The 16,126-nt window shown below is 36.7% G+C and carries 17 protein-coding genes; 7 read left to right on the top strand and 10 right to left on the bottom strand.

Features of this window, described 5'->3' with window-relative positions; all coding sequences use genetic code 11:
- Positions 1-16: 16 nt before the first annotated feature.
- The 6 genes from NST60_RS14695 to NST60_RS14670 all read right to left on the bottom strand — a co-directional run bounded on the left by NST60_RS14695 (position 17) and on the right by NST60_RS14670 (position 7,023).
- Entirely contained in the window at positions 17-1,012 is a 996-nt protein-coding gene (locus NST60_RS14695; protein WP_169189732.1) for an ABC transporter ATP-binding protein, read from the bottom strand.
- On the bottom strand, positions 999-2,018 hold the full coding sequence (locus tag NST60_RS14690; protein ID WP_101729493.1) for an ABC transporter ATP-binding protein: 1,020 nt from the start codon (positions 2,016-2,018) through the stop codon (positions 999-1,001). Before NST60_RS14690 ends, NST60_RS14695 begins: the two co-directional genes overlap by 14 nt.
- Before the next feature lie 15 nt (positions 2,019-2,033).
- Positions 2,034-2,939 (bottom strand): ABC transporter permease, encoded by a 906-nt coding sequence (locus NST60_RS14685; protein WP_016203505.1) that lies wholly within the window; start codon positions 2,937-2,939, stop codon positions 2,034-2,036.
- A gap of 53 nt (positions 2,940-2,992) precedes the next feature.
- A complete protein-coding gene (locus NST60_RS14680; protein WP_341099185.1) occupies positions 2,993-3,943 on the bottom strand; it encodes an ABC transporter permease in 951 nt (316 codons plus the stop codon).
- Between the two features lie 151 nt (positions 3,944-4,094).
- Entirely contained in the window at positions 4,095-5,657 is a 1,563-nt protein-coding gene (locus NST60_RS14675) for an ABC transporter substrate-binding protein (protein ID WP_016203507.1), read from the bottom strand.
- Positions 5,658-5,685: 28 nt separating this feature from the next.
- The gene (locus NST60_RS14670; RefSeq protein WP_016203508.1) at positions 5,686-7,023 is read right to left on the bottom strand and encodes a CapA family protein; all 1,338 of its coding nucleotides are present in this window, start codon (positions 7,021-7,023) and stop codon (positions 5,686-5,688) included.
- 233 nt (positions 7,024-7,256) lie between these two features.
- On the opposite strand from NST60_RS14670, the gene NST60_RS14665 reads away from it, so the two are divergent.
- Positions 7,257-8,552: a hypothetical protein gene (locus NST60_RS14665; RefSeq protein ID WP_016203509.1), complete on the top strand. Its 1,296-nt coding sequence runs from the start codon at positions 7,257-7,259 to the stop codon at positions 8,550-8,552.
- A 145-nt stretch (positions 8,553-8,697) separates the two neighbouring features.
- Here the strand turns inward: NST60_RS14665 and NST60_RS14660 are convergent, their stop codons facing one another.
- Positions 8,698-8,982, bottom strand: coding sequence for a hypothetical protein (locus NST60_RS14660; RefSeq protein WP_341099180.1), 285 nt, complete (start codon positions 8,980-8,982; stop codon positions 8,698-8,700).
- 161 nt (positions 8,983-9,143) lie between these two features.
- On the opposite strand from NST60_RS14660, the gene NST60_RS14655 reads away from it, so the two are divergent.
- Positions 9,144-9,671, top strand: a complete 528-nt coding sequence (locus NST60_RS14655; RefSeq protein ID WP_341099178.1) for a CDP-alcohol phosphatidyltransferase family protein — start codon at positions 9,144-9,146, stop codon at positions 9,669-9,671.
- 370 nt (positions 9,672-10,041) lie between these two features.
- On the opposite strand, the gene NST60_RS14650 is transcribed toward NST60_RS14655, so the two are convergent.
- Together NST60_RS14650 and NST60_RS14645 are read right to left on the bottom strand one after the other, a co-directional pair.
- Complete coding sequence (locus NST60_RS14650; protein ID WP_224427828.1) at positions 10,042-10,926, bottom strand: hypothetical protein; 885 nt, start codon at positions 10,924-10,926, stop codon at positions 10,042-10,044.
- Positions 10,916-11,383, bottom strand: a complete 468-nt coding sequence (locus tag NST60_RS14645; protein WP_224427829.1) for a flavodoxin domain-containing protein — start codon at positions 11,381-11,383, stop codon at positions 10,916-10,918. The genes NST60_RS14650 and NST60_RS14645 overlap by 11 nt, the downstream gene beginning before the upstream one ends.
- A 587-nt stretch (positions 11,384-11,970) precedes the next feature.
- Here NST60_RS14645 and NST60_RS14640 point away from each other — a divergent pair.
- The 3 genes from NST60_RS14640 to NST60_RS14630 all read left to right on the top strand — a co-directional run bounded on the left by NST60_RS14640 (position 11,971) and on the right by NST60_RS14630 (position 15,465).
- On the top strand, positions 11,971-12,861 hold the full coding sequence (locus tag NST60_RS14640; protein ID WP_016203514.1) for an EamA family transporter: 891 nt from the start codon (positions 11,971-11,973) through the stop codon (positions 12,859-12,861).
- A 294-nt stretch (positions 12,862-13,155) separates the two neighbouring features.
- On the top strand, positions 13,156-14,442 hold the full coding sequence (locus NST60_RS14635; protein WP_341099173.1) for a phytoene desaturase family protein: 1,287 nt from the start codon (positions 13,156-13,158) through the stop codon (positions 14,440-14,442).
- A gap of 156 nt (positions 14,443-14,598) precedes the next feature.
- A complete protein-coding gene (locus NST60_RS14630; RefSeq protein WP_224427831.1) occupies positions 14,599-15,465 on the top strand; it encodes an RNA polymerase sigma-70 factor in 867 nt (288 codons plus the stop codon).
- Here the strand turns inward: NST60_RS14630 and NST60_RS14625 are convergent.
- Positions 15,454-15,582, bottom strand: coding sequence for a hypothetical protein (locus tag NST60_RS14625; protein WP_263479793.1), 129 nt, complete (start codon positions 15,580-15,582; stop codon positions 15,454-15,456). The genes NST60_RS14630 and NST60_RS14625 overlap by 12 nt on opposite strands.
- Positions 15,583-15,718: 136 nt before the next feature.
- Here NST60_RS14625 and NST60_RS14620 point away from each other — a divergent pair, with 136 nt between their 5' ends.
- Positions 15,719-15,916, top strand: a complete 198-nt coding sequence (locus tag NST60_RS14620) for a hypothetical protein (RefSeq protein ID WP_016203517.1) — start codon at positions 15,719-15,721, stop codon at positions 15,914-15,916.
- On the top strand, positions 15,916-16,113 hold the full coding sequence (locus tag NST60_RS14615; RefSeq protein ID WP_016203518.1) for a YwbE family protein: 198 nt from the start codon (positions 15,916-15,918) through the stop codon (positions 16,111-16,113). The genes NST60_RS14620 and NST60_RS14615 overlap by 1 nt, the downstream gene beginning before the upstream one ends.
- The last annotated feature ends 13 nt before the right edge of the window (positions 16,114-16,126 follow it).

Here is a 16,126-nt window from a genome sequence, read left to right as displayed (position 1 = left end):
AATTTCTTTTTTTCGGTTAATCATATAAATGGCAAGCAACGACATGTTTATCGTTAACTTGTAATTTTGTAGGTACATCTTGCTTACATCGATCCATTGCAAATGGACATCTTGTATGAAATACACATCCTGTTGGAGGATCCAATGGTGAAGGCAACTCTCCTTTCAACTGTATTTTTTCTCGTTTTCTTTTTGGATTTGGGATTGGTACGGAGGATAATAAGGCTTTTGTATAAGGATGCAATGGATTTGCAAACAATTCATCCGTAGTTGCTTCTTCCATCATTCTTCCTAAATACATAACTCCAATCCGGTCTGAAATATGTCTTACAACACTAATATCATGGGCAATAAACAGATAGGTTAATTGATACTCTGCTTGAATTTCTTGCATAAGATTAATAATTTGAGACTGAATGGAAACATCTAAAGCAGAAACAGGTTCATCACAAATGACTAACTTCGGATTAGCAATAAGAGCTCTTGCCAGCCCAATTCTCTGTCGTTGGCCTCCGGAAAATTCATGTGGATATCGATAATAGTGATCTGCTTGTAAGCCAACCTTTCCCATAATATCCATCACCTTATTCGTATGGTCTTTTTTATCGCCAATCGAATGAATTATCAGGGGCTCTTCTAATGTATTTCCAATTCGTTTTCGCGGATTGAGAGAAGAATAAGGGTCCTGAAAAACCATTTGTATTTCTTCTCTCATCTTTTTTAATCCCTTACCTTTTTGCTGAAAAATATCTTGATTTCTATAAATAGCTGTACCTTCCGTTGGATCAGTTAGTCTCATCAATGTTTTGCCTGTTGTACTTTTTCCACAGCCCGACTCCCCAACTAATCCATATGTTTCTCCTTCATATAATTGAAAGGAAACATCATTGACCGCCTTAACATAATTTTTTATTCCTCCCAGTTTCCCAAGAGGACTTTTTATAGGATAATATTTTTTTAACCCTTGCACATCCAACAGGATTTTCTTCTCTTGTTGTTCAGCTTGAAACATTTGCATAACATTCCTCCTCTTGCGCTATTTTTTCAAAGTGCCAGCATCGAACCTTTTGATTAGAGGAGGTTTCGGTTAAATCTGGTGCCTTTTCTAAACATACAGAATCAGCAAACGGACATCTTGGTGCAAACCTACAGCCAATTGGTATACTATCAAGGGAAGGAACAGTACCTTCGATTACATGCAGTTTTTGTGAACGATCTCCCTCCATTTGTGGAATGGACTTGATTAATCCTTTTGTGTAAGGATGAAGGGGGCTTTCAAATAAACTTTCTACACTAGCTTCTTCGACGATTTGGCCAAGATACATAACTACTACTCTATGACAAAGCTCTGCCACCACACCTAAATCGTGGGTAATAAACATAACGCCCATCTCAAGCTTTTGATTGAGCCCACTAATTAAATCCAATATTTGCGCTTGAATCGTCACATCTAATGCTGTTGTTGGTTCATCAGCTATCAGCAATTTAGGCTGACATGCTAATGTCATAGCGATCATGACACGTTGTCGCATACCGCCTGATAAATTATGAGGATAGTCATTAACGCGCTTTTCCGGCGACGGAATACCAGTAAGTTTTAGCATTTCGACTGCTCTTTCATAAGCTTCCTTCTTGGTGACATCTTGATGAAGCATGATCGCCTCTGCTATTTGAAAACCAATTGTTAACACAGGATTTAAAGAACTAAGAGGATCTTGAAAAATCATGGAAATATCATTTCCCCGAATCATCTGCATTTTCTTTTTTGAGAGCTTTAATAAATCTGTCTCTCCTTCGAAAAGAATCTCTCCTTCATATTTCACAAGATGCTTTTCATCAAAAAGGCGCAGAACCGATTGGGAAGTAACACTTTTCCCACAACCTGATTCCCCTACTACTCCAACGATTTCCCCTTTATTGATTTGAAACGAGACACCATCTATTGCCGTCACTTTTCCTCTTTCTGTAAAAAAATGAGTTTTTAAGTCTTTCACATCCAATAACGTATCCGAACTCATGCCCTTCCCTCCTTACTATCTTCCTTTTTTCCCTTTGCTTATATTAGGATCTAATAAATCTCTTAAACCATCTCCTAACAGATTTAGTCCCAGTACGGATAGAATAATAAGAATCCCTGGAAATACAGTCATCCACCATGCATTAAAAATGACAATTTTCCCATCATATAAAATGTTCCCCCAACTTGGGTTGGGAGCTGGAATGCCCGCACCTAGAAAGCTTAACGCCGCCTCTGTAATGATGGCATCTGCGAAAATAAAGGATGCTTGAACAACTAATGGGGAAATCGTGTTTGGCGCAATATGCAGAGCAATAATTCTCCAAGTACTCGCTCCTTGCGCTCTAATCGCTTCAATATAAGTCTCTTCTCTTATGACCAATGCCGTAGATCGAACAATTCGAGCTACGTTAGGAATAAAAACAATCACAAGGGCAATGACTACATTTTGTTTTAATGGTCCTAATGCAGCGACTAAAGCAATGGCTAATAAAACTCCTGGAATAGCCATTAATCCATCACAAATGCGCATCAAAATATTATCCAATGTTTTAAAATAGCTTGCGAGTAACCCGATAATTAACCCAATTAAGCAGGCGAAAAAGGCTACCATTGCCCCTATTCCTAAGGAGACTCTTGCACCATATGCAATTCGGGAAAGCAAGTCTCTCCCAAAGTTATCTGTTCCCAGTAGATGATCGACACTTGGTGCTTTCAGACGATTTTCCACTTGCATTTCATAAGGACCGTACGGAACAACGATCGGAGCAATAAGTGCTATTAATGTTAAAAGCGTTAGAATAACTCCCCCTGTTACAATCAGCTTATTACCAATAATTCTGTGAAAAAGTAAAAGCCGTTGCTGCTTTTTTAAATCATTCTTACTTTCTATAAACTTCAAATCTCGCTCTAATACACTCATCGATTCCCCTCCTCTGCTTATCGCTAAAAATTATCATTTTTTCCCATAAACTTTTATTGCCTCTCCAATCTCACCCTTGGATCAACGACACCATATAATAAATCGACGATTAAATTAATAATGACATAGATGAAGGTCACAAATAACACTACTCCTTGGATGACCGCATAGTCTCTTCGCTCTACCGAATTAATGATTAATTGCCCAATTCCTGGAATATTAAAGATTGTTTCTGTTACAACAGCCCCAGCTACCAATGAGCCAAAGGTTTGACCAATAACCGTTAATATAGGAAGAAAAGCATTTCGAAGGGCATGTCTATAAATAATCAGTTTTTCTGTAACACCTTTCGCTCTTGCTGTTTTTATATAATTGGTATTTAATGTTTCTAACAAACTAGAGCGAGACATTCGGGAAATCAATGCTGTGTGCATCGCTCCAAGGGAAATAGATGGCAAAATTAAGTATTTTAAATGTTCCCATATCCCCTCACTTAATGGTCGATATCCTGCTACAGGTAACCATTGCAGTTGAACACCAACGAGCAATACTAAAAACAACCCTAGCAAAAAACTAGGTACACACATTCCTAATAAAGAAATTCCCATTATCGTCTGATCCGTACCTGTCCCTCTATGCATGGCAGCTAGAATACCAAGTGGCAAAGAAAAAACTAGCGATATTATCCCAGCTAAAATAGCTACAGAAATGGTTGGACCGAGATGACTGGTAATTGCCTCAAGGACAGGCATTTTCATAAAATAAGAAACACCAAAATCACCTTGAACCGCTCCTTTTATCCAGTTAAAATACTGTTCGATGATCGGTAAATCCAATCCCATTTCCATGCGTAATTCCTTAATTTGTTGTTCTGTTGCTTCCTCTCCAAGGAGAACAGCAGCAGGATCACCAGGAGTTAAGTGAATGATAGAGAAGATAACAACCGATACAACAAATAAAACGGGTAGTAACGAAAACAATCGATTAACAAGATACATTTTCATCTAATTTCCTCCTTTTACATTCGATGAAAATAAGAAAACTTCCATCAGTGGTGCCTTACCCACTGATGGCTAGTTGCAGTTACCTCCTAAAAAGGAACAAGAGTTATAGCTAAGCATTGTCCTATTTAAGTGAGTTATGAAGAAAATGAATTTACTGCGTTTTTTTCACGTCCCATAAAATAGGTCCTTGAAATACAGTGAAGTCCTCCAATTTATCTGTAGCCGTGATAATACTTGCATAATGTCCAAATAGGGTATAAGGAACATAGTCATTCCACATATAGGATTGCATCTCAGCCCAGAGTTCTTTTGCTTCCTCTTTTGTTGCTGCTGTACGAATTTTTTGCAAGGAAGTTGTCATTGTTTCATCATTTGTCCAGCCTACATAATCTGGGTTAACTACTAATAATTGTGATGGCGTGGTAACATAGCCAGTACCTACAATTAACAAATCCCAATTTTCTGGATTAGCACGTTTTTCGGTCAAAGTTGGCCAATCATAGAGTTCTAGTGACACTTTTATTCCCATTTGCTCTAACTGTTCTTTTAATACAACAGAAGAATTGTATTGATGGTCATAATCCCTTGTAGAATAGAGAATAATTTCTTCGCCATTATACCCAGCATCTTTTAGCATTTGTTTCGCTTTTTCTACATCGCCTAAGTTAAAGACTTCTTTTCCCGCATCTGTAGCCCAGTCTTTTTGTTCTGGACTCATATAACCAGGATCTAAATTATATAAATCTTCACTACCAAAGCTGGCAAGCATAATAGCATTCGCATTAATACCAGTATTAATTGCTTTTCTTATCTCCGGGTTTGTCATTATCCCTTGCTTTTTGTTATAAGCTACATTCAACGTTCCAGAATCGAAGGAAGCAAAGGTTTTAAGATTTGGTGTATTCTTTAATTGCTCATAGTTATCAAAAGGCATGCTATTTGCAATATCATATTCTCCTGTTTGAATGCCAGCAAGTCTTGTAGACGAATCTGGAACAATATGATAAGTAACATCATCTATATAGACGGTCTTTTTACCGGATAGACCACTGGATTCTTGCTCAGATGCTACATAGTCGGCAAACTTTTCTAACTTGATATATTGATCTTGTTTCCATTCCACAAACTTAAGTGGTCCAGTACCAATATATTCGGAAACCCCATCTTTACCAGCATCCTCTATTACTTCAGATGGCATAATAGCGGGAAACTGCCCTTTTCCTGCCATAATATCTAACACATCAGTAACGGCTTCAGCTAGTTTTAATGTGACCGTATACTCATCGGCTGTTTCAAATTTCCCTCCACTCAATAATAATTTTGCTCGAGAGGATTGCTCCAGCCATCTATTCATGGAAACAACAACATCTTCTGAAGTCATCTCTTTTCCGTTATGAAACGTTATCCCTTCTCTTAACTTAAACGTATAAGTTAAGCCATCCTCACTTGTTTCAATCGATTCTGCCAACATCGGCACTGCTTGTTGGTCCTTGTTTTGCGTAACCAATGTCTCATAAATATTTCTCATTATTTCAATAGCATCAGAAGAAGTAGTCAAATGAGCATCCAATGTTGGCGGCTGGACACTAATTGCAATATTCAAACTCCCGCCATAGGAATCTTCACTTGATGTCCCACCAGAACTTGAGGACTTACTACAACCAACACTTATAAGTAAAAATAAAACAGAAATAATCATTGCTAACTTTTTCAAAGCATTTCCCCCTCTATTAATATTAGAATTATAAAAAGATTCTGTCTATTTTAGCCGCAGTTATTTTTTCATTTAAACGAATGACTCCTATATTTCCTTCTATATTGATTTTTGTACCATATGGCTCTGAGAGTTTAGCTAGTCTTAGCAATATGTCCTGATTATCTGATAGAACTGGCCAACCTCTTTCATATCTGTCTTTACCATAGCCTAATTCCACTGGATAAAGCTTTAGCTCTATCAATTCTCCTTTTTCCATTGTCCAAACAGGGATGACTGATTCCCAGATTTTATGATTGATTCCGAATCCTATTGTGTTATTCTTACTTCTTTTATCTAAGGCATCTGCGACATTATCTGTATGACTTAATTGATACTTTTCATAAAAGTCTGTTGGCAAATAAGGAACAGTATCATTTTGAAAAATAAAATTACCCAAGCTATAAAATATTGGTCGATTTTTATAAATTTCTATCCCTCTTAATACATGAGGTCCATGTCCGATGACAGCATGTGCTCCTTCATCAATGCATACTCTTGCAAATTCCTCTAAAAACTGAGCAGGTAGTTCCTTCTCTCCTTTTCTCATTTCATGTGCGTGAATACTAACAATAATATAATGAGCTTGCCTTTTTGCTTGTTTGATACTTCTTATAATTCGTTTCATATCCTGCTCATCAGGAGTCGTCGATTGACCTTCTTCATTACTTTCTTCGAATAAATATTCGCCAAATGAATAGATTCCATCATTTCTTCTTAAGCGAAAACCTTCTTTAATTGACAATTCTTGGGTTGCATTTATATAAGTGGCTGAGGCAATTTTTTTTAAAGTGTTCATATTCTCTGATGTAATCTGGTGGATGGTATTATAACGTAGTGGATTGATGCCAGGTCTTCCGATCATGTCAGGGCGCTGCTCACCTGCCACCCAAGACTCATGAAAGGTTGATGTGGCTGATATCAAGGCAACTCTTCCCGTCTCCGCTTCCAAGTATCTTGGTTCGCTAGCATATGCCATATTCTGTCCAGCCCCTGCATGCACAAATCCTGACTGATTTAAATATTTTTCTGTTGCTTTTAGGCCATCAATAGAATAATCCAATGTATGATTATTCGCCCATGCTAACGTATTAAATCCATAATTCCTTAAATCAGACAGCAATTCTGGAGAACCCATGGCCCAAGTTCCTCCACTTACCGCTCCTGGGATGCCTTCATTCTGATGGAGCGTTACTTCTAAATTTGTAAATCGAAAATCAGCTTGATTAATGATGTCGGCAATTTCTTTATAAGATTTATTTTTTGCTGGAAGTTTACGAGTGATAAAGGAATCACCCGTTGCAGCAAATGTAATCATATCTTGCATTTTGCTCCCCCTTTCTTTCCATCGTTATATTCGGAATTATTCCTTAATTGTTCCTTAAATTAAAGTATAGAGAGACAAATTATTAAAGTCAATAATGCATATTAAAAACACTGTTAGATTATCTGACACAAAAAATCCACCTATCATTTATTACAGAATTATTACGGAAATATAATTTGCAAACCTTTTATTTTGTATAGTATACTCTAGAAAAAGTACAGTTGGAGGCATACATGAAGGCAAAAGCTGGTCTGCTAGGACCAAAAGACTCGGTGCAAAATATAATGGAAATTGCAGCAGATTTTCAATCTAAGCTGGAAGTTATCCCCTATATTTATAACGAACCAAGTGAATCAGAAGCAATTGTGGAACAAAATCAGCATTTTGTTGATTTTTGGATATGTACAGGATATACCCCTTACTATCTAACGAAAAAATATCATAAACAACAATTATTCTTTTATCCACGCTTTAATCAAGGGTCCATCGCAATAATACTATTAAATATTCTATATAAGGATAGAAAAAATATTGAAAGAATTAGTATCGATAGTTTTTTTAAACAGCAATTTATCGACCTTTACCAGGAAAATCATATCCCTTTAGGCCAATTACATTTATTACATAATGTAGGACTTCCATCCAGTGAAATTGTAGAATATCATGCTAATCTCTTTCGAACTAGGAAAGTAGATATTTGTATCACCTCCCTACGTTCAGTTTATGAAAAGCTTGTTTCGATGAATATTCCTGTTTATCGAGTGACTGCTACAAAGGAAAATATTAAACAAACTATTAGCGAAGGATATGAAAAATGGGAAAAGTTTCATTTCCGTAATTCCCAAATTGCGGTCATGATGATAAAAATCGGGGAGATGATGGATACAGCAGCAAAGGATTCGATTTCCTATGATTTACATCGATTAAACTTAAAAATCCAAAACTCGGTATTAGATTTTGCCGAATCTGTTTCAGGATCTTTTATTACGACCGGCATTGGAAGCTTTCTTATTTTCTCTACAAGGGGCTCGATAGAAAGGAATAGCCAAGAAGGAAATTCTCTTCTTTTCCAGATAGAGCTACTCACAGATTCTAAAGCAAATGTTGGCATCGGCTATGGGGATACTGCCATGATTGCTGAAAAAAATGCAATCCTAGCACTTGAACACGCCGAAGCATATGGTACCTATACAGGATTTCTTGTCGATGATAAAGGAAATATCACCGGTCCTCTTCATCAAAAAAAGACGATTGGATTTAATTACAGAGTGACAGATGAAGAACTTAGCAATAAACTCAAAAAAGCTGGAGTAACCATTAGTACTTACAATAAAATGGCTTCTGTCCAAAAAAATTTAGGAAAGCACGCAATAACAGCAGCAGACATCTCGGAATGGCTTAAAATGACCGCGAGAAATGCAAGAAGAATACTTACCAACTTAGAAGAACAAGGACTTGCCAAAATAATCGGTGAAGAAGTTCCACTTACAAGAGGAAGACCAAGGAAGATTTACCGGATAGGTACATAAAAGCATAGAGATGGACGGTTCTGGAAAGGAATCACAAGAACCGTCCGTGGGCACTGAAAAACTGGCTAGTTAATGATGATGGGCAATAGCCACTTTTTAAACATAAGATGATGGATTTGTTTTCCGAGGCGTCCCTCTGTTTCCCTTAATTACTAATTACTTCTAGGAGTTGGTTAATGTCTTCAGCTGAAGCTGCATAAAGATGGGCATAATGATTAGATCTTGCTGTAAAATAGACATTGTGCTGCTTACCAGAATATCCGTATTTTAGTAGATTCGCATATTGCTCAGTACTTAGCTGTACTTCAATATTAATACCATTTGAATAATAAGATCCCGTATCATAAAAACAAGTCTCTTGAATTGGCTTCACATGAAAACCTTTGACATAACCATCAATATTTGAATGCGTTTGATTATTAGAGTACATTTCACTTCTCTCCTTCTTTCCTTTATACCCCTATTTTACTCCAGTTACTTTGAAAACACTCCAATTTGTGTACTATTTCACATATATTTCATAATTCTTTTATATAACACACTATTAGAACAAAAAAGCGATATACTTTATACAGAATAGAGGTGAGTTGTGTGGTACGTCTAATACCAAATATAATTTCTGGCATTAGAATCCTTTTATCATTGACCTTATTATTTTTCCATAGCGGATTGGGGTTTTGGATAGTTTATTTTATCTGTGGTATTAGCGATATGTTAGATGGCTATCTTGCACGGAAATTTCAAGTTACAAGTAAACAAGGGGAAGTTTTAGATACGATTGCAGATATGACGTTTTTAGCAATTGTTGGTAAGATTGTCCTCCCATCTACCGTGCTTCCAATTTGGATCTGGAGTATGATAATGCTTATTGGATTGATAAGAGTTTGTGCTATGGCTATTGGCTATTATAAATTTCACACATTTACTTCCATTCATACATATGGAAATAAACTAACTGGTTTCGCCTTATTTCTCTATCTTCCATTTTTTTTATTAAATAACAGCATTTTTTTCTTATATACGCTTTTAGCGATTGCTCTATTGTCAGCAGTTGAGGAGTTACTTCTACAATGCTTATTAAAAGAAGTTTCAAGAAATAAAAAAAGTATATTTTTTTAAGTTAATGCTTGTTGACAAAAACCTAGAGGGATGGTTCAAGATACTGAAAAACTCCCACTAAGAATCTTGTATTCTTGAGGTGATCCCAAAAAGTTAGAGTTTTATATTTAAGCAGCTAATTGGCTGGTATGGATTTGATATTGAACTGGACTCATGATTTAAAAACACCCCAAAAGTTAGATTTCACTCTAGCTTTTGGGGTGCAGTACAATTTCAGAGGAGGTTTTTAACCCCATTACCACTAGTTATTCGCAATTGACACTTAACATCAAAGTTACATTTCGTTTACATTATCCAACATTCCGCTCTAACTTAGGCCAACTATATTCTTTTATTAGGTTACGTTAGAACCGCCCCTCTACTTCCCATCTCAATGAAGTATTTGCTTCTCTTTTAAGCTTTGTTTTATCCATTTGGACTCTTCTCCGCCAGCCCAAAATAGGTCTCCGTCGCTAACAGCTCCGCAAAAGCAATGACCCTTTATTGTTTCGACTAGCACTAATTTCATTTGCAACAAGTCACAATAATAGATTCGCGAATAGCCATATTCGTCCTTGCTGGAGCAAACGTAAATTTTATCATCAGAATGTACCATACTTAAAAATACACGTTCTTCTATTTGAGAAGAAAACGAATGCCATTCGTTTTCTCCATGATTCCGAAAGGAGATTGTGCCTTTTTTGGTTTGACATGCCCCTGTTGTCATCCAAAGAAAAGAATTGTCTACATAAATAGATGAAACCATCTTATCTTTTTCATAACGTAACGATTCCAGTCGATTGGAATACAATGAGTATTTCCATAACCCACCATTCTGTTTATGTATTTGTGTACCTACGTATATCTCTTCATCATTTAAGTTTAATGAACGAATAATCGGTCTTACGGAAAGTTCTTTAAAAAGAGAAATTATGCTCCATTTCTGCCCAAAATCATATGATACTAGTAATTGTGTCCCTGCATGGGTAATAACTAGCCCCCTCTCGTTGCCAATAATATCCCATAGGCGCTGCCTAGTTGGAAAGAAAGACGTTCTCCATCTTCCTAATTTCAAATGAAGCTGAATATATCTTCCCCTCTCACCAACCCCCATTATATATTCACCAATTCTCTTTAGCTGATAAATAGAGTCATGTAATGGAATCACAAGCTTCCATTTATTATTTTTAAATGAAAAAATTCCTTTCCTCTTAATCGAGACTAAAAATTCTTTTGGCGAAGTAGAAATGACAGCGGTCGCCCCATTAGCGTGCATGACTTGTATCCTTTTCCTTTACCCACTCATACACACCAACTGCAAATTGTTCACATTCCAACACTTCCTCCTCACTATCCGGACTGAACTCAATTTTTAATAAGGAGCTAAACACATCTCCCCCTCTTTCCTTTACCTTGTCTGCTAAAAGATCTACAGCTTGACAAAAGGCAGGATAAAAACGATCACCTGACCCGAAGATTCCAAAGGAAATTCCAGTTAGATCCACATCATCTAAGTCTTCATACATATCCTCCAATTCATATGGTAAATCGCCATCTCCCCATGTATAGCTTCCGAAAAGAACAAGATCATACGCGGATAATTTTTGGAGGGGGACCAAGTCTAATTCCTCTACTTTAACCTCACAATTTAATGTTTCTAATTTATTCTTTATAACAATCATTATGTCTTCTGTATTGCTTGTCATACTCACATATCTAATTAATACCTTCACTCTGACCACCTTTTAAATGAGAATAATTTTCATTTGTAAATTAACTATAAGTGATAATGATTATCATTGTTAAATTGATAAATGATTCAATATTTGACAAAACGGCGAAGAATTTTGTCAAATATATCCTATCAATTCCCAACCAGTTAAATGCTCTCGTCTTTTTAACAGAACGTTCTATTATCCTAGCATTACATATACTTCATTGATCTACTGACTATTATTTACTATTTCATTCCATCCGTATCAGTCAGGGGGGCTTCATCCTTTTGAATCCTTTGACAACTAACAAGATTGTTCTTATAATAAAGTGAAACTTCCATCAGTGGGGGTTTTCCTTTATCCCCACTGATAGTTAGTTGAACCAATCGGACCTTTACGGACAGTTGATCTCCCACCTAGCTTCCTCGTATTTTCATAAGCTTGAGGCGGAAGTCTAACTGTCCATTTAGAGTGGGATAAATTACGAATGGAATAATAAAACCTTACGTAGGACGTGGATTTTTCTAGAGGAAACTCTATTTTCGCCACACAATTGTCTATAGACAGTTGTGTGGCTTTTTATGTTGAAAAGGAGGATATTCATTTTGAAAAAATGGAACTATGCATTAATTGTTTTTTTAGGAGGGTGCTGCTACGGCATTCTATCTACATTTGTTAAACTGGCATACGCAGCTGGATTTTCAGTGGCTGAGGTAACAGGAGCACAATATTTATTTGGTACATTAATTACTTGGATACTTGTTTTATTTACAAGGAAATATAAGGTTACGCGCGTTCAAGCTATCAAACTACTATTATCTGGAATTCCGTTTGGATTGACGGGAATCTTTTATTATCAAGCATTGCAAACAATTAATGCTTCACTAGCAATCATTTTATTGTTTCAATTTGTATGGATTGGTACACTTTTCGAAACGATCATTTATAAGAAAAAACCTACCTTAGAGAAGGTAATTGCGATCATCATTCTCCTATTCGGTTCCATCTTAGCTGGAGGCGTTTCTTTAGAAGGGGGAATGAACCTTTCCTGGCAAGGTGCCGGTTGGGGACTACTCTCAGCCTTTACCTTTGCAACATTCATTTTTCTTAGCGGATCCGTCGGGAAAAATACCGCTCCTCTTCTGAAGAGTGGTCTTCTTTCAGCGGGTGGTTTATTCGTTGTTTTTCTAGTTTTCCCACCCGTTTATTTAGTTGATATTCCAACCTTAATAGGAGTAGCACCATACGGATTGCTGCTTGGAATTTTCGGTGCTGTTCTTCCGCCTCTCCTCTATTCCATTGGGATGCCGCAGATCGGTCCAGGACTTGGCACTATCTTAACAGCATCTGAGCTTCCAGTAGCTGTCTCCATGTCTGCGCTAGTTTTAGGAGAACATGTGGGAATGTTACAATGGATCGGCGTTGCTCTTATATTAGGGGGAATTGCGTTTAGTAATGTTCAGCTTTCAAAAGCCAAAATGATGGTGGAATATTAAACAAGGAATACGGAGGGACGGTTCTTGAGGGTCGAGTGACCTTATAAGAACCGTTCCTCTATTTGTTTCCACCAAAACAAACCTGACGATTGGTTAAATAAACCATATTTTGTTTATCATTAATAGAACTATAATCTTTTATTTTCTATGGGTACCATTGATTCAAGGACTTTTCTCGTTTACCAGAAACTAAAAAGAATTACCAAAGATATCAATACCAGCAACAAAATAATTTGTCACAATTATTACCTCTTCATCGTCTTGTTTATGAAAATAACAATTGGAGGTTATCAGATGATTCAAAAGTGGGATGTTGTTATTGTTGGTGGTGGACTGTCGGGGTTCGTGGCAGCAAATTATTTAGCGCGTAACGATTTATCCATATTGGTACTCGAAAAAGGGAAAAAGCTTGGTGGAAGGGCTAGAACGGATCAGATACGACGACAATATTTCAATTTAGGTCCACATGCACTATATAAAAGAGGAAAAGCCAAGTCAATTCTCGAAGAATTAAATGTACAGCTTCTAGGAAAGTCACCTAAATTAGGAGGTATTTTAGTTAAAGATAGCCTAAAATATACTGCACCTTTTACTTTTCCAGGCATTATTAAAACAAATTTTTTAAATTGGAAAGAACGAATGGAATGGGCGAATGTTTTGATAAAAGTAGTTTTCGTTAATGAGGAAAAGCTAGCACAACAGACCTTCAAACAATGGGTTCAGAAAACAACCAGTTCAGAAAACATTCAAGCATTACTCTATTTACTAGGTAGACTTGCTACTTATTGTCACGCTCCCGAAAAAGCAAGTGCCAAAATTATTGTATCCCATTTAAAAACTGTCATTAGTGGCGGCGTACATTATTTAGATAACGGTTGGCAGACAATGATAGACCAGCTCCATAATAAGGCTGTTATCGCTGGTGTGCAGATTCAAACACATAAGCAGGTTAAGCACATCGCACCCCTTGCACCTGACAATTTTAAAATAGTTCTATCAAATGATGAGAAAATATTTGCAAAACATGTAATATGTACAACAGGACCACACGAACTTCATCATATGTTAGGAGAAAACTCTCCCTTCGCTCCAAATGACACTATTACCAAAATTATACCTGTAAAGGGAGCCACGTTCGATGTTGCTTTATCACAATTACCTAATCCTAAACAATTGTTCGCCATGGACTTAAAGAATCCAATCTATTTTTCCGTCCATTCCAATTACGCCCGACTCTCTGACGATGCAAAAGGGACAGTCATGCATGTCTTTAGATACCACCATCCAGATGATACGATAGATAGCAAGCAGATTAAAATGGAACTTGAACAATTCTTAGAAAAGATACAGCCTGGGTGGAAAAACTATGAAATAACTAGCCGTTTCCTTCCTAAAATTACAGTTAATCAACGCTTACCTCAGATAGGAGATGAGCAGATGCTACAGTGTTCTAAATTAGGAATTCCTGGATTATATATAGCAGGAGATTGGACTTCTCCAAATTCTATTTTGTCAGAGGGGGCAGTCAGTAGTGCGAAGGAAATTGCAGAGGAAATTTTAAAAAGGAGGATTGTTTTCTAAAAGATTATTACTTTTGCAATGGGATAAAAATGACTTAAATATACTGAACAGTCTGATACACGTAAAATCCACAGAAAGCAATAGCAATGTGTTTCAGGCTGCGGGTTCATTGCAACAAACTTTGCGAAAACAGCCTAAAAGAAAAGAGTGGATATTGTGCAGATTAGCACTGAAGAATATCAACAATTTAAACCTTTGTTGTTCTCCATAGGCTATCGTATGTTAGGTTCAATGGTGGATGCCGAAGATATTGTGCAAGAAACCTTTTTAAAAGCGTATCAAATGGAAGAACAGAAAATAGATAATAAGAAGGCGTATCTCTGTAAAATGGTAACTAATCGCTGTCTTGATGAATTAAAGGCAGTACGACACAAAAGAGAACAATATGTGGGACCATGGAATCCTGCGCCATTATTGCAAGAGGAAACCAATGATTCAGATCCATCTGAAATTATATTGAAAAAAGAAGGAGTGAGTATTGCCTTTTTACGAATGATGGAACATTTATCACCAAATGAGCGAGCAGTCCTTCTTTTAAGAGAAGTCTTTGATTTTTCCTATTCAGAAATCGCTACTATCATAGGTAAGAACGAAGATAACTGTCGAAAAATTCTCAGTCGTGCTAAGCAAAAAATCCCTTATATAGGGGATGAAAGTTTAAACTATGAAAAGAATAAATCTATTATTAGTCGCTTTATTCAAGCATTTCAAACGCAAAACATGGATTCCCTATTAGAACTTATATATGAAAATGTCACCCTTTACTCAGATGGTGGAGGAAAAGTTAGGGCTGCTGTTCGCCCAATCGTATCTCTGCCCAATGTTTTATCCCTATTATACGGTATCATAAAAAAAGTCCCAAAAGACTTTTATTTTGAGATTAGAAATGTCAATAGTCAGCCCGCGATCGTTATTTACATGAATGGAACACTTCATAGTATCTTGAGCTTTTACATCATCAAGGACAAAATTAAAGAAATGTATATGACTATGAACCCTGATAAATTACCATTATCCAAGTAAAATATAATCGGCACCAGTTCCTAAGCCATGCTCTATCAAAGCTCTCATCTGAAAGTGCCATCCTTCGCAGAATCCCGTTAAGAATGGCACTCTCTTTTTATCTAAGCTAAAGGACATGATTAAAACCCTCTTTATAAAAACTAATTTTTGTCTTTTTATGGTGCCTGACACTGATTTTGGATTGGAAGTATCCACCGTCCTTTGTTATGATGGGGATAGTAGCCTTATTTCTATAATAATGGAGGGAACTTCCGTGAACGATAATCAGACAAATGAGCAAGAAAGCAAAAAGAAAATTAGCTTGCAGGAAGCGATGAAACAACAGTTGGCAAATAAAACGCAGCAAGGACAAGGTGGCAAAGCAAGTTTAAGCGGCAATCAAAAAATGCAGAAAATGAAAAGTCAGCTGACGAAAAAGCCAAATAATCAAAGAAAACGCATGGGTGTGTAATGAACGGCCAGAATAGAAAAGACATAGCTCCAGGCTTGCACGTTGAAATTGTGCTGAAGCAAGACCAAAGAACAGGGAAACGAACAGAAGGCATTGTAAAAGATATTTTAACAAAGTCTCCATTTCATCCTCATGGAATTAAGGTTCGCCTAGAAGATGGACAGGTAGGACGGGTGCAGTTGATTAAAGAAAGATAAAAAAAGGACGTTC

Source organism: Niallia sp. FSL W8-1348 (assembly GCF_038006745.1).
GTDB lineage: Bacteria > Bacillota > Bacilli > Bacillales > Cytobacillaceae > Niallia > Niallia alba.
Note: the sequence above shows the minus strand (reverse complement) of the source record. Positions and strands in the feature narration are given on the sequence as shown.